Genomic DNA, 15,420 nt, shown 5'->3' on the forward strand with positions numbered 1-15,420 from the left:
ACACCAATGACTGTTAACCGCCTTACCCGCTGGGTCTTCTGCCTGTTTTCTTTTTTGCTAGTTAACCAACTTTATGCCCAAAAAGGAGGCTTGAAGGTTACGGATATTCCGGACCCTGCTCCGCTCGATTTTCCCAGCTTAGCACGCGTAACCGACGGAACGTTTTACAACCTTACGCCCAACAATACCCTGGTCTATAAAGATGGTGGATTCACTTTAGCCTATCGTACCGACGGAACCATAGCCGGTAGCGGAGAAACGCTTGATGAGTTTGCGGGCTTTTTCTTTGACCCCATCGGATCGTCTGATTCGAGTGCTTGGATTGTACATGATTTTTCTCAGTTACTTAGGTTTGATAACTCGCTGGATGAACCGGAATCGATGTTGATTGAAGACCTATTTTATTCCGGGTTATCGCTTCCTACAGATCAAAAAAGCATTGTTGCAACAGACGACCGTATATACGTCAATAATGTCCGTCCTTTGTTTGTTCTCCCTGCAGGGCGATATATTATGGAACTGCTGGAGCACCGTTATGGTGAGAGTGGCTATAATACATTATTTAGCGATACCCTATCATATGATCCTTTTTTGGCACTGACTTACCAACTTGGAGATGAGGTGGTCTTTTCCCGTTATGCGAATTGGGAAGATTCACAAGTTGGATTAAGCCTTTGGGTATATTCACCTGCATCGGATAGTATTCGGCAGGTAGCCCCCGCTCGAACGGGTACTAATTGGATACGCTTAGGCCGAGCAGGTGACTACTTGTACGGAAAGTCGGAGAGAGGTAGTGATCCATCGACGGTTTTATTACTCAAGGAAGGAGATGAACGGGCAAAAGAAATAGAGTTGCCGGGCCCTTTTACAAGACTCTATCACTTAGACGGTGAACGCTTCGTTTATGATGTTGGCGGAGTTTTATATGGTTTGGATGCCGCTACGGGGGAAAGCGAACTACTTAATCTGGTTCATCGTCCAGATATATCTTCTTCGCTCGTTGGTAGTATCCGTGGAAAAGATGGCAATGATATTGTACTGGATTTACCTGGAGACGGAAATAATAGTAATCGGTATTATCGAACAGACGGTACCCCAGGCGGCACCAGGCTTCTGTTTGACATAGACGAATTAGGCTTGCCCAATGGTTTTAAAAGACTTACCGCAGCATTGGATAATGTATTCATTTCTGTCCCTACTGATACCGCTACATTGTTATACGCTTACTATCCTCCAACGGAAGAGCTCGGGCAGATTGACCTGCCCCTGGCTTTTGGGGATTTTAGAATGCACCCTCAGGAAGATCATTTGTTTCTGTTCGGAGTAACCCCGGAAACAACGCCTTTCAGTGCGCAATATGTAACGGCTAGTGTGTCTGCTGCTCCCGGAGGTGCCCTTCGAGCGCGGGTTTTTCGAGACGTCAACGGAGACGGTGTTGCCCAGGCTAATGAGCCTGCCATGCCCAACTATGCGATAAACTATACTGGAGACGGTACTGCTGGTCGTCTTTTCTCCAATCGGGAAGGACGAGGGAAATTATTTACGCGTGCTGGCGTGGCATATGAAGTTTCACCGGTTGCTCCACCTTGTTATGAAATCACTACGGATTCGAACCTAGTTTTTGTAGCGAACCCAGATAGTAATGTGTTTTTTAACATAGGGTTTCAGCCAATGGAAATGGGTGACCCTTCCGTGAAAGGAGGAATATTCCCTTTTTCCGCTTCGCGCTGCGGTTTTCAAAGCCGAGTGGCGTTCAGGGTCGTCAACAACGGTTGCACGGATCTTGAAAATATTGAGGCGTTTATCTCGATTCCAGAAAACGTTACATTGATGGGAACCCCGGTTCCTTCCCCGGCAACCAACATAGACAACACCTTAGGGTGGAGCATCGATTCTTTGAAAATCGGGGAGGAGCAAATTTTTGTGATTAACCTGCAAATGCCCGGAGAGGAGGCGGTGGGGCAGCCTATTTCAATGGGTGCAGAAATTGAAGCTTTTGATCCTTTAACCAATGCTGTTATTACGGATACGTTGGTTTACACCGACACCCTCCGCTGCGCCATCGACCCCAATGATAAGCAAGTCTACCCCAATCGCCCCGAACCCAGCAACTCCAACTACACCCGCTTCGACGAAACCCTGACCTACACCGTCCGCTTTCAGAATACCGGCAACGACACGGCCTTCACTGTTCGCATCGAAGACCAGTTGCCTGGAGACCTGGACCTGGAGACGTTCAAACCACTTGCGGCGAGCCACCCTTACACGGCATCGCTGACGGAAGATGGACTTGCAACCTTTCTTTTTGAGGATATACTCCTGCCCGACAGTACAACTAACCAAGTGAAAAGTAATGGTTTTGTCTCCTTTGAAATATCCACGAAGCCCGGACTCGAAGAATTTACTTCAGTCAATAACACCGCCGGCATCTTCTTCGACTTCAACGCCCCAGTCATCACCAATACTGTGACCAGTACACTGGTTGAATTTCTTGACGAGGACATGGACGGTTTCTTCTTCTGGAATGAGTGTGACGATGAAAACGAGTTCATTTCTCCCGGGGCACCCGAGATCCCGGGCAATGGCATCGATGACGACTGTATGGGGGGAGATGCCCCCGTCGCTACCTGGGAGCCTTTACCGGGCCGATTGGAGGTGTTTCCTAATCCAACCAATGGTTTACTTCAGGTGCTATATGACCGTAATACCAAATTACGGGGAGAGCTGCTCAGTTTGCTCGGTCGCGGCATACAAGACTTTGTCTTTCAGCGTAGCTATCAATTGGAACTGGCCGAACTACCCGTTGGAACTTACCTCCTACGGCTCACGGACGTACAAAGTGGTGCAGTAAAGGTGGAGAAAATCAATGTGGTGCGGTAAACGGAATGAAATGGCCGTTAGCTCTTTCCTTTCTTCCTTTACGTAGCAAGGGAGCCAGCGCCCATAAGCCCTGACTCCCTTGTCCGTAGTTGTTGTGAGTGATACTGTAGCCTACCGACCAAGTACGTAGCGTACCGCGAGGTTGCCGTAGCCACCACCAAAACCACCGGTGCCGAAGCCATCTCCAAGGAAGAAGGTGGGCACCCAGTCAGCAGTTACCGAGACGGGGGCATCGGCGAAAGTGTACTGCAGGCCGAGGTAGCCAGAAACGGAGAAAGTAGTTTCTCCACCATCGAAGAATTCAGAGTTCCATAGCTGGACGCCGGCACCGCCACCGTAGTACCATTGAAGGCCGTCGACGGAACTGATGTCATTATGAATCTGGTAGGCACCATTGATGGTAATCCAGCTGAAGCTGGAGTAGCCGCGGTAACCGACGAAAGCCTCGATGGCGCTCGATTCGGAAATGAAAGTTTTGTAGCTGGCTGCCCAGGGGTAACCCAGACGAAGGCCAACGGCTGATTTGTAATCCTGTGCTACTGCTTCGGTCTGGTAAGCGAAGCAAAGACAAAGGGTGAGGGCAATTAAACGTAGGAGGTTTTTCATAGAATAATAACTGCGGGTACCTCGGGTGGGAAGTACCCTGGGTGAATTGATGTTTTAACAAAAGTAATTCTCAGGAGGGAAACCCGCCCAAGAAGAGGACGATATTATATGCATTGAATCCATAAAGCGTTACGGAAATGATGCATCGGTTGCGAAAATTTATTTATCGGAAGAAATTGGCCCCTAATTTTAGTGTGCCTGACGTTGCCATTTAACCATTACTATGCACCTGCGGCCCCGCCTGAAAGGTAGAAGAGAGACAGTCGAAGGCAACAGCGCAGCTAATGGAATAATAGGAGGACCGGGAATGAAGCACTCACTGCGCAGCGTAGGTTAACCTAAACATTAGCTACTTCTGCCAACGGCGTTCACTCGTTCTCTTATTCTCCACTGTACCTTAGTGCTTCATCCAATCCTGCAAACTCATGCGTTTCTTTCCACTTTTACTATTGTTCCTGCTCTTTGCCTGCGGTAGTGAGCCCGTTTCTACCGAGAATCCTGTGCCCGCAACAACGAATGAATCATTTACGGATCTATTAGAGGAGTATTACGAAATGCGTCTTGAGCTGTACCCGCTCGAGGCCACCTTTATCGGTGATAACCGCTATAATGACCAGTTGCCGAATTCACTAACTAAGGAGTATAAGAATCAGGTGGCTGCATTTTTTCAGGGTTCGCTGGACGAACTCAACGCTTTCGACAGGTCTTCCCTCAACCCTACTGAACGGGTGAGTTATGACGTGCTGAAATGGGAATGTGACATTAACCTGGAAGGACTCGAATTCAGTACGGAATTGCTTCCACTGGATCAATTCAATGGTTTTCACTTAATGATCGGTCAGCTGGCCAGCGGGCAGAGTGCTCAACCTTTCGTTACCATAGAAGACTACGATAACTGGTTGGCACGCCTGGAAAGCTTCAACGCTATGTTGGATACGGCAGTCGTGAACATGGACCGTGGTATCCAGGCGGGCTATGTTTTACCACAAAGCCTGACCGACAAGCTGCTGCCGCAACTGGAAGCCATGACCCGGGAACCACTCGAGGATCACCTCTACTACGGTCCTGTATTGGCCATGAGTGATGAGATCAGCCCCGTTGATCAAAATCGGATCAAGGCCGATTATGGCACAATGGTCACCCGTCTGATTGATCGGTTCCGCCGGGTAGCGGCCTACGTAAACGATGAGTACCGCCCCGCGAGCCGAACCTCCAGCGGCATCAGTGAAATCCCGGATGGGGCCGCCTATTATAACCATCTGATTAAGCTGTACACCACCACCAACATGACGGCGGACGAAATTCACCAACTGGGCCTTAAAGAAGTTGCCCGCCTGACCAGCGAAATGGAGCAGGTGAAGGCACAGGTAGGCTTCACCGGAGACCTGAAACAGTTCTTTGACGAAGTAAGGGTAAAGCCTGAACTGCGCCCATTCACCAAACCGGAAGAAGTGATCGCTAATTTTAACGCCATCCATGAAAAGATGAAGCCCCAGTTAGCCAAGCTTTTTGACCAGACCCCCAAAACGTCTTTTGAAGTACGTCGTACGGAGGCCTTTCGCGAAGCAAGCGCTTCGGCGGAGTACAACCCCGGTAGCCAGGACGGCACCCGTCCCGGTATCTTTTACGTTCCCATTCCTGACGTAGAAACCTATAACATCTTTAGTGACGAAGACCTTTTTCTTCACGAAGCCATTCCGGGCCACCATTACCAGGTAAGTCTTACTCAGGAGAATGAGGACCTGCCTGATTTTCGCCGCTCTCTCTGGTACTCCGCCTACGGTGAAGGTTGGGCACTCTACTGCGAAAGTCTGGGCGAAGAGCTTGGCTTATACGATGATCCTTACCAGTACTTCGGGATGCTGAGTGCTGAAATGCACCGTGCCATCCGCCTGGTGGTAGATACTGGCATCCACTCCAAAGGCTGGAGCCGGGAAAAGGCGATCCAGTACAGTCTGGACCATGAAGCGGAATCGGAGGCAAGCATCACGGCGGAGATTGAACGATACATGGCCATCCCCGGTCAGGCCCTCAGCTATAAGATCGGCCAGCTTAAGATCAGTGAACTCCGCGCAAAGGCGGAGACGCAGATGGGAGATGAATTTGACATCAAGGAGTTCCATAACCTGGTCCTGAGCCCCGGCTGTGTACCATTGGCGGTGCTGGAAACTATGGTGGTGGAGTGGATGGAGAAGTAAATAGTCGCTTATATATCTCCTTATCGCCGAGCGAAGCCGAGGTGGTTCAGCATGGAGAGGGCAAATACCATCGGGCTACTTAATGGCCTCTCTATATGCCCAGAATGAAGAAGCGGTTCGCAGATAATTTATCTACGGACCGCTTCTAAATAAAATCACGGAGAAAACCGGGGCCGGTGTATAAAGCAGGCCCGTTTTGCTTTGGATATAATTGGTGGACCTGCCTGGATTTGAACCAGGTATACGAGGGGTTACCTCATAATTCAACCGAAGGAACCGACATTCCTAACTGCCGTGAAAGTGGGATGAGAAGGACTCGAACCTCCAAGATCGTTAAGACAGACGGGTTACAGCCGCCGACGCTACCAGTTACGCGCTATCATCCCTGATAGGTTGTAAATGCTGGTGGGCAGGTTGAAAGTTGCAGACCCCCTAATACAATTTTTTAAAAAGTTGGACCTGAGGAAACATGCGGGTTTCAGCACTTTGGTGTCGGCCCACTCCAACTTTTCAAAAAGATGTAAGCTTACTCCTCAAACGCCGCCTTAAGCGCCTCACTCCCCCCCACCACCGGCAGGGTAACCATCGTCCCACCCAGGTCCACGGTCACTTCCGTACCCGGTTCAGGCTGCAGGGTAAATTCCTTGTCGCTGGAAAAAATCATCAGCCCGATCTGCTGCCCCGCCCGGATAATCTGGTCGTCGGGCATTAGGTCAAAGGAGACAGTAACAAAATTACCGGGTTTCAGCGGTTCGCTTTTGCGAATAGATTTGGCATTTTGCGGGTCGGCCCAGCCGCGGGTAATAAGGTTGTCGGTAATGACGGTCCTGCGACCACTCTCCCAGGGCAGGGAAACGAGGTAGACAGAGAGGTTTGCGGCCGGCTTATCGGCAGCCAGTTTTACGGTGACGCGGGGCGTGCCAGAAATGTGGACGTCGGTTTTCAGGGTGGGCGTGACGTAGATCAGCCGGTGTTTAGTGAATTCTGCATCCGCCAAAGCTTCCGCTTTAAAGGAATAATTATCGGTAAATGTTTCTGTCTTGGTAGTTCTGGTCAGCGTTGTGCCCAGGGTTCCCCGGCCAGGGGCTCCTCCCATTCCGGGGTAGAGCGAAACATCGGCGGCTCCGGGATTCGGATAGTCATCGTAAGGAGTTGGGTCTTCGCGTTCGTCACGCTCGCGCACAATCCAGGCTTCACTATCTTTTTCCACACCGTTTTCTACGCCGTGCAGATAGCGGGTAAACCACCGGTTCATCATCTTGATGGGCGGTGGGCCTCCGTGTCCATCCTGATGGTAATAGACTTGAGTCGGCAGGCCCATCTCTTTCGCTTTGGCGTAGATGCGGTAGCTGTGCTCGGGCATCACGTTCCAGTCATTGAAACCGTGACTCATTAGCAGCGCAGCCTTCATGCCGTCCATATGGTTAAGGTAGTCACGGCCGGCCCAGAAGTCGTTGTAGTCTCCCGTAATCCGGTCCATACCGTTTTTCATTTCCGTATTTCGGGTGACCTTGTTGTTGTAGGCCCGCTTGGACTCATCGCCGCTGTGAATGAAGTCGTACAGTACGTCAATGTCTTCTCCGAGGTAACCACCGGGGCTACGGACCAGGCCGTTGGACCGGTAATAGTGATAATAACTCGTGTTTGGGGCAATGGGGATGATTGCTTCCAGGCCCTCCACGCCGGTAGTGGCGGCGGCCAGGGGTAGGGTGCCGTTGTAGGAAGTGCCGGTCATGCCAACCTTTCCCGTGGTCCAGGTCGCCTTTACTTCAACGTTACCGTAGGGTTCTGAGTAGCCCTTAGCCCGTCCGTTGAGCCAATCGATGACGGCCTTCGGCGCAAGAGATTCATTCTCACCGCCCACTGTAGGGGAGCCTTGCGAAAGCCCGGTGCCAGGAGAGCAGGAGTGCACGACAATGTAACCACGGGGTACCCATTTCTTGACTTCTGAATTGGAGATAATCGGGCGCTCACCAGTCCGGGTAACTTCAGGGTGGACATGGTCTTCAGGCGCCGGTTCGCCGAGTTCGTGCCGGACATTCCAGAACAGTTCCTGCCCCCCCCGGGCTACGCCAGCGTAGTACGGGCTGGAGGCATAGATCACGGGTAGTTTTAATCCCTCAGTTTCTGTCTGCTTCGGTCGGGTCACATCAACGTGCACCCGGTCCGGTTTACCATCACCGTCCGTATCGAAGGTGGTTTCTACAAAAAGATCGTGCCGAATCCAATCGTCCGGGTTTTCGAAGGCGGGAACGATCTGGGCCTCACCGTCTTTGAAGACTGGTTGGGCTTTGTCTTCAGCCTGGGCCACCAGGCCAGCTGTTACAGCCAAAAGGAGGAAGAGCAGGGAGCTTAATTTTTTCATGTCCCCAAGATAATGTTTTGATAGGAAACCGGACCTCGCAGCGTCCTCCATAACGCCGCCTCAGGCGAAGCTATGGAGGACCTACGGGCGTCCGGTCTTCTTGCGATTATACTGACACCTTACCAAAAGGCCGCCAGGTAAGCCCGTTGCAATCGGAGCCAAAAACCTGGCGCTTCCATTTTGACCACGGTAGCAGATGGAATATCAGGGACTATTTTCTTGTCGTCATGCTTTTCTGCTACCTCCTCACGACCTTCAGGACCAAAGTAGATCAACTCCAGCTCACGGCGGCTGTCGGCCAGCATTTCATCGATCTTTGTCTCATGAGAAGCCTTAAGTTGAGCGGCCACCCGGGCGCGTGCCTCGGCGGTTCCCATGAAGATAAAATTAACGTCAGCCTGTTCGAATTGCTGACGGATATAGTAGGCGCGGAGGGCAAAATCCTTGTCGAACTGCTCGCACGCCTGGCGGTATTCAGCCTTATTCATCGGAATAGGATTTTGGTGAAAAGATTGTGCTCCGATAATGGCTTGAAGGGGCGGAAAGTTCCTGGTCCAAATGAAAAACGCCTGAAAACTGAACCCTAAACCCTACTCCCCTAATTCCGCAAGCGTAGCCTCCAGCTCTCGGAAGTGCTTTCGCCAGATCAGATAGTTGACGAGCAGGGCTACACCGGTCCAGATCAGAATGGTACCTACGAGCCAAACACGAGGTGTATCCAACAGGCCGGTAACGTTGGAAACCAGGAAACCAAAGAAAATAAGCAGGGTAACGGTTCGCAATGTCATGGAAAACCAACTGTAGCGCCGTAGTGCGTGCAGCTGACTGGTCAGTGCCTGGCGCAGCGGAGCTGCGCCAACTGCCCGGCCCGCCAACCGGTAGCCAAGGATACCGTGAGCAATGAGTAAAACCAGGCCTGCTGCCAGGGCAACGTTCCAACCAACTGGCTTTAGATGACCGTCCAAACCAGTATAAAAAAGCACCAGGAAAAGTAACCAGCAAACGGTTTCGAAAACGAGTTGCCGCTTGAGGGAACGAAGACGGGGGTGGTCCCAGTGCTGGTTTAGGTTGGCCGCACTCCAGTTCGAAGCATCTGTAGTGCCAGCAGCTTGCCATTGTTTTTTTTGTTCGTTAAAATCCATGATCAATTTTGGTTTAAGAGGTTTTTTAATTTGGCTTTGATGCGGTGCAAACGAACGGCAACGTTGTTTTCGGTAACGCCAAGTACCCGTCCGATTTCGTCATGGCTGAGATCTTCAAAAAATAGCGCAATCAGAGCCCGGTCCGTCTTTGGAAGCTGCCGAATAGCGGCAAAAAGACGTTGCATCGGGCTGTCGTCATCTTCTGGCGGTTCGCCGTATTCGGGTACCAGCGCACGGTAGCTGATGAGCGGCTTGCGTTTCCGGATACGCCCCAGCGCGGTATTGAGGGCAACGCGGTACACCCAGGTGCCGCTCTTGCTGTCTCCCCGGAAGGATGGGAATGCTTTCCATAGCTGGTAGGCAATTTCCTGCATCAGGTCTTCCCGGTCGGCAGGAGAATCGGCGTAAAGCCGGCTCACTTTGTGGAGGATGCCGATGTGCTCTTTAAGAAGTTGTTGAAAAATAATTTCGGTTGTCATACTGCTTCATTAGTAGCGGTATTGGACAAAATCTTACGAAGGCAGGAAGATTTTTTTTGCGCGGCCGCAGGAGGCAAAGTAAGGGGATGGAAGAGCAGGGCAGGACAGTGCCAGGTCTTTTCGCCAGACTCAGGGACCAAAATATACTCTCATAAATTCGTCTTAGACGAACTTATGAGAGTATAACACGCAATTGGGCGGCGGCAAAGCTTGTCGAAGCAATGCCCGTGGGCTTATGCGGCAGCCCTGAGAGGGGTAAGTCGATTATTCACCCTCCCCAAGGTAGTAAGCCCCTCCCGTTACCCAATCTCCATCGGGGGCGTTAGAAAAAGTAACGAAATCACCATTGACCTCGGCGTCATGAAGCGCCATCTTTTCGTGCGTGCCATCACGGAATTGAAAAGCGAAATAAGTCTGCCCTTCCTTGACCACGGCGTCCAACGGAAGTCCATACACCTCTTGAGTACCGGTCAGGACCGTGGCGTTTACGAACAGGCCAGGGAGTAGCTTCTCATTGTCTTTGCCGTTGAAATGACAGTGTACCTGAAGCGTAGCAGAAGCATCGTTGACCATCGGGTTGATCTTCTCAATGGTCGCCGTTCCGGTCTCCGACTCGAAGGGGAGGGTATAGTTGACGGTTTGCCCCTTTTTCAGCCGACCGATCTGTTGCGACGGTACCATGAGTTCCAGGTGCAGGTGTTCCGTTCCGGCAATTTCCATTAATTGATCGGTAGGCGACACCATCCGGCCCTCGTTAACCGTGACCTCATGGATGTACCCGGCAGCCTGCGCATAGATGCTCACACTGCTCTGAAAGGTCCCTTCGTTTTCCAGGGCATCAACTCCAATGCCGTACTGTTGCAACTCGCTCTTCAGGCCATTATAGGTAGCCGTCAGTAGCGCGACCCGGCCTTCGCTGTCTTGCAGGGCGGCAGCGGTGGTCGCTTCTCCAGCGCTGAGGATGCGCTGCCGCTCCAGCGTCTGCCGGGCGGTAGCCAGGCTGGCCCGGGTTTCCAGTAACTGCCTTTGCAGGGGAATCAAGGCAGGGTTCGATATACGGCACAGCAGCCCTCCTTTACGTACATAGTCGCCGGGAATCAGCCTTAGCCCGGAAACCTGACCGGAGGTTCGGGAATGCACGGAAATCCGGTCCGACGGAGGTATTTCAATGGTGCCGGTACAAGCAATGGACTTGCTGATCATGCGACGCTCAACCGGGCCGGTGGTAACCGCCTTATTCGGAGCTGTAGCGACGGTCTGCTCCATCGGTGTTTCAGCGGGAGCATCCTGCTGGCAAGCAGAAAAAGAAAGCGCGAAGATGGGGAGTAGGAAGAAGTATTTCATGATCAAAGCTGATTTTGGGTGAGGTAGCTCAGTTCAATGACCAGCTGGTTAAATTGTAAGAGTTGGTTGAGGTAGTTGCGGCGATTGTCAAGCCCTTTTTCGGTGAGCTGGCTGAAGGTCAGAAAGTCAATGGCGCCCTGCTCAAATTGTAGTTGGGCGATACGACTAATCCGGGCGTTGCTTTGATCGTTGGCCCTGGCGTATTCAGTAATCGTGGGGCGGAGCCGATCAATTTGTTGCCGGAGGGCGCGAATACGGCCGCTGTAGCTGTCCGTTATCAACTGCCGTTGATTCGCCAGGCTTTCTTGCTGTAGCTGTAGTTGCTCCGACCGCACCTTCTGGTTCCGTCGGTCAAGTGGGAGACCAACACCGATGGCGAGGCCCTGAAAGGCAAAATCATTCTCGATGGTCTGGATGAAATAGCCGGCGGAGAGCTGCGGTTGGCGTTCCAGTCGGTTGGCCAGTGCGGTCTCTTTTTCCAGTCGTGCGCCCTGGCGATCAAGGGTGACCAGGTACGGGTTGTTGCCAGCATCGTCGCCCGGCACTGGAAGCAGTATCGGGGGGCGGGGCCGCAGGTACAGAGAATCGGGTAAAAGAGCAAGGATGCGCAGCTCCGTCTCTGCAGCTGCCACTGTTTGTTCTGCGGCGACAACCTGTTGCCGGATGTTCCGCAACTGTTGGTTAAAGAGTTCTTCGTCAAGAACTCCCAGTGTTCCAGCCTGGATACGGACACCAATATTGGTCCTTAATTGCTCGTAGCGAAAGGCCAGGGAATCCAGTAGCTGAAGCTGGGCGTGCTCGTGCTCCCAATTTAAATAGGCCCGCCGGAGCTTATGGCCCAGTTCTCTGGCGAATACCAGTTGACCGGCTTCCAACTCTGCCACCCGAGCATCGATGACTTCCGCACGCGGCCCCCGCAAAAAGAGGTGATTAAAGTTCTGGCTCACGCTTACGTTATGGTCAAACTCTTTGGTATTTATCTGACCACCCTGGTAGCCGACCTCCAGCGGAGACCAGGCACCGATTGACCGCCGGTTGAGGCCCTCCGCCGCAATCGCCAGTTGCTGGCTGCGCGGGGTAGGGTGGTTGCTGATGGCGTATTCGTACAACTCCGAATAACTACCGATGGTTTGGGCGGAGAGACCCGGACTGAGGAGCATGGCTATTAATAATCCTCCCATTGCACCTGCGGCCGCGCCCCCTGGTCTATCCTTTCGCAAGGGAGGGGCTTGCCCCCTCCCGCCTGAGTCCACACCCCTAAACTGCTTACGGTTAACCAGGTAATACAGCGCAGGCAACACAACGAGCGTAAGTAAAGTGGAGGAAAGCAGGCCACCAATGACCACCGTAGCCAGCGGCCGCTGCACCTCCGCTCCGCTTCCGTTGGAAAGCGCCATCGGCAGAAAGCCAAACGCCGCGACGGCCGCAGTCATCAGCACGGGCCGTAAACGGGTGGCGGCCGCTTCGGTGATGAGCGCGGAGAAGTCCGGAAAATCCTCGGCCTTCAAATGCTTGATTGCGCTGATCAGGACAATCCCGTTGAGCACCGAAATGCCAAACAAGGCGATGAACCCGATGCCCGAAGAAATACTGAACGGCATGCCCCGTAGCTCCAGCGCCAGAATTCCACCGATCGCCGAAAGCGGCACCGCAACAAAGATCACGAGGGCATCCCGGAAGGACCCGAAAGCAAGGTACAGCAACAAGAGAATGAGCCCCAACGCCAGCGGCACCGCCACCAATAAACGAGCGCGGGCCGACTGCAAGGTCTCAAACTGCCCGCCATATTGAATCTCGTAACCAGGCGGCAACTCAAGCTCCGCATTAAGTGCTAACTGGATCTCCGCTACCAGGCTTGCCACGTCGCGGTTACGGACGTTGACGCCAATATTGATGAATCGGCGGGCCTGCTCCCGGGAAATCAGCATCGGGCTTTCCCGCTCTTCCACCGAAGCGACTTCACTCAGCGGAATCAGCTGGCCGTTCCGCGCCGTAATGCTCAGTTGGTCGAGGTTCAGTTCCTGTCGCGACTGGTCGTTAAGCCTGACCACGAGGTCAAACTTCCGCTCTTCCTCGTAGACGTTCCCGACAATCTCCCCAGCGTAGGCTGCCCGGATGAGTTGGTTGGCCTCCCGGACATTGATTCCGTACTGCGCCATTTTATCCCGATCATAATTGACGGAGAGTTGCTGCAGCCCGTCCGTCCGGTCAACGCGTACGTCGCCGGCACCATCGATACGCTGAATAATTCCGGCGGCATGGTCGCCGGTCTCCTTGAGTGTCTCCGCGTTTTCCCCAAAGATTTTGACGGAGATGTCGGATTTAGCTCCGGTCATCAGCTCGTTGAAACGAAGTTGGATGGGCTGGGTGAAATCAAAGGAAGCCCAGTTGATCGGTGTCAGCTTTTCTTTCATCATCGCCATGAGATCTTCGCGGTTATCGGCCGAGGTCCACTCCTCTTTGTCTTTTAGGATGATCATGATGTCGGCATCCTCGATGGCCATCGGGTCGGTCGGTACTTCGGCTGTCCCGATTTTGGAAACGACGTGCTTCACTTCCGGGAAATTATCGAGCAGGATCTTTTCCGCCATCGTCGAGGTATGGATGCTTTCCTGCAGGGAACTGCCGGGTTTGATGGCCTGCTGCATCGCAATGTCCCCTTCCTCCAGCGTTGGGATGAACTCGCCACCCATCCGGCTGAAGACGAAGAGCGAAGCGCCCAGCACCACTAGTGCAATCAGTAGGGTAGGAGCGGCATGTTTAACGGCGGCCCGCACGACTGGCCGGTACCAACGTTGTAGCGTGCCCATAAGCCGGGCGGCGAAACCCGACTCGGCCCTGATCTTCTTGGAGATGAACAAGGAGGCCATTACTGGCACGTAGGTAACGCTGAGGATCAGGCTGCCAAGAATGGCGAAACTGACGACCTGTGCCATCGGGCGGAAGGTTTTTCCTTCCGTGCCTTCCAGGGTCAGAATGGGTAAAAAGACGAGCAGGATGATCAGTACGCCGAAGGCGGCGGAGCGGTAGATATCGCCGGTGGATTTGCGGACGGCCTGGTCCATTTCTCCCTGGGTCAGATGTCGGCCGACGTAGCCCACCGCCAGGGCGTGCAGCAGCCCTTCCACGATGATCACCGCTCCGTCAATGACGATACCAAAGTCGATGGCGCCCAAAGACATCAGGTTCGCAGAAATACCGAAATAGCGCATCATGATGAGCGCGAAGAGCATGGAGAGGGGGATGACGGAGGCGACGATGAGCCCCGCGCGCAGATTGCCGAGTAACAACAAGAGTACAAAGATCACGATGAGCCCACCCTCAATAAGGTTGGTCTGAACGGTGTCGATGGTTTTTCCGATCAGGCTGGCCCGGTCGAGGTAGGGGTAAATGGAAACGCCCTCCGGCAGGGAAGCTTCCACCGTTACCATTCGCTCACGGACGTTGCGTAGCGCTTCGGAAGAGTTCGCTCCTTTGAGCATCAGGGTGATGCCACCAACGACCTCCCCCTTGCCGTCCATCGTCATGGCGCCGTAGCGCTTTGCACTACCGATGGTCACCTTGGCAACATCGCGGATGCGTAGCGGCGGGCCGTCAACGTTCCCGAGGGGAATGGCCATGATGTCCGCTTCAGTGCTAACCCGCCCTTCGGTACGGATGTAGTAGGAATAGCTGCCCCGTTCGAGGTAACTGCCCCCGCTGTTCTCATTGTTTTCTTCCAGCGCGGTGATCACCTGGTCGACGCTGACGTTGTAATTGCGTAGCGCCACGGGGTCAATGGCGACTTCATACTGCTTGAGATAGCCACCGAAGCTACTTACTTCAATGATGCCCTCGGTTCCGTTCAACTGTCGTTTGACGATCCAGTCCTGGATGGTCCGCAGCCGGGTGGCATCATATTCGTGGGCATGCGCTGCGTCGACGGTCAATACGTACTGGTAGATCTCGCCCAGGCCAGTGGTGATCGGCATCAGTTCGGTCTCCACTCCTGATGGCAATCCCCCGGCGGCGACGTTCAGTTGTTCCTGCACGTACTGGCGGGCCCGGAGTACTTCGACGTCTTCCTCGAAAACGATGGTGATCACGGAAAGACCATACCTGGAGATGGACCGCACCTCCACAACGTCGGGAATGTTGGTCATCGACGCTTCGAGTGGGTAGGTGATGAGTTGTTCCACTTCTTCGGGAGCAAAGGTTGGCGCAACGCTGACGATCTGCACCTGGTTGTTGGTGATGTCGGGGACGGCGTCCAGCGGGATTTGGGAGGCGGAGAAAACACCGATGATACCGAGGGCGAGGACGCCGAGCAGTACGATCAGTTTGTTCTCCAGAGAGAACCTGATAATAGCATCAAACATGGTAGATAACGCTTAGCAAAAAGACAAAAAGACCCTTGCCGACGGATG

The 15,420-nt window shown here is 53.2% G+C and carries 9 protein-coding genes and 1 tRNA gene; 2 read left to right on the plus strand and 8 right to left on the minus strand.

All coding sequences use genetic code 11. From position 1 onward, the window contains the following. Positions 1–6 precede the first annotated feature (6 nt). The gene (locus tag B036_RS0103780; RefSeq protein ID WP_020567356.1) at positions 7–2,880 is read left to right on the plus strand and encodes a DUF7619 domain-containing protein; all 2,874 of its coding nucleotides are present in this window, start codon (positions 7–9) and stop codon (positions 2,878–2,880) included. A 111-nt stretch (positions 2,881–2,991) separates the two neighbouring features. Here B036_RS0103780 and B036_RS0103785 read toward each other — a convergent pair whose 3' ends face one another. Beyond that, on the minus strand, positions 2,992–3,486 hold the full coding sequence (locus B036_RS0103785; RefSeq protein WP_020567357.1) for a hypothetical protein: 495 nt from the start codon (positions 3,484–3,486) through the stop codon (positions 2,992–2,994). A 425-nt stretch (positions 3,487–3,911) separates the two neighbouring features. Between B036_RS0103785 and B036_RS0103790 the strand changes: the two genes are divergently transcribed. Then, positions 3,912–5,684: a DUF885 domain-containing protein gene (locus tag B036_RS0103790; protein WP_026231665.1), complete on the plus strand. Its 1,773-nt coding sequence runs from the start codon at positions 3,912–3,914 to the stop codon at positions 5,682–5,684. A gap of 301 nt (positions 5,685–5,985) precedes the next feature. Here the strand turns inward: B036_RS0103790 and B036_RS0103795 are convergent. From B036_RS0103795 to B036_RS0103825, 7 genes are all read right to left on the minus strand, one after another. Continuing rightward, a tRNA-Tyr gene (locus B036_RS0103795) sits at positions 5,986–6,070 on the minus strand. A gap of 140 nt (positions 6,071–6,210) precedes the next feature. Beyond that, positions 6,211–8,049 (minus strand): Xaa-Pro dipeptidyl-peptidase, encoded by a 1,839-nt coding sequence (locus B036_RS0103800; RefSeq protein ID WP_020567359.1) that lies wholly within the window; start codon positions 8,047–8,049, stop codon positions 6,211–6,213. A 119-nt stretch (positions 8,050–8,168) separates the two neighbouring features. After that, positions 8,169–8,537 carry a hypothetical protein gene (locus tag B036_RS0103805; protein WP_020567360.1) on the minus strand — a complete coding sequence of 123 codons (369 nt, stop codon included), beginning with the start codon at positions 8,535–8,537 and terminating at the stop codon, positions 8,169–8,171. Positions 8,538–8,639: 102 nt separating this feature from the next. Then, positions 8,640–9,191, minus strand: coding sequence for a hypothetical protein (locus tag B036_RS0103810; RefSeq protein WP_020567361.1), 552 nt, complete (start codon positions 9,189–9,191; stop codon positions 8,640–8,642). 2 nt (positions 9,192–9,193) lie between these two features. Beyond that, a complete protein-coding gene (locus B036_RS0103815) occupies positions 9,194–9,670 on the minus strand; it encodes an RNA polymerase sigma factor (protein ID WP_020567362.1) in 477 nt (158 codons plus the stop codon). Between the two features lie 264 nt (positions 9,671–9,934). Continuing rightward, positions 9,935–11,014 (minus strand): efflux RND transporter periplasmic adaptor subunit, encoded by a 1,080-nt coding sequence (locus B036_RS0103820; protein WP_020567363.1) that lies wholly within the window; start codon positions 11,012–11,014, stop codon positions 9,935–9,937. 2 nt (positions 11,015–11,016) lie between these two features. Then, positions 11,017–15,372: a CusA/CzcA family heavy metal efflux RND transporter gene (locus B036_RS0103825; protein WP_020567364.1), complete on the minus strand. Its 4,356-nt coding sequence runs from the start codon at positions 15,370–15,372 to the stop codon at positions 11,017–11,019. Positions 15,373–15,420: the final 48 nt, after the last annotated feature.

Origin of the sequence: Neolewinella persica DSM 23188, assembly GCF_000373105.1 — a bacterium.
GTDB lineage: Bacteria > Bacteroidota > Bacteroidia > Chitinophagales > Saprospiraceae > Neolewinella > Neolewinella persica.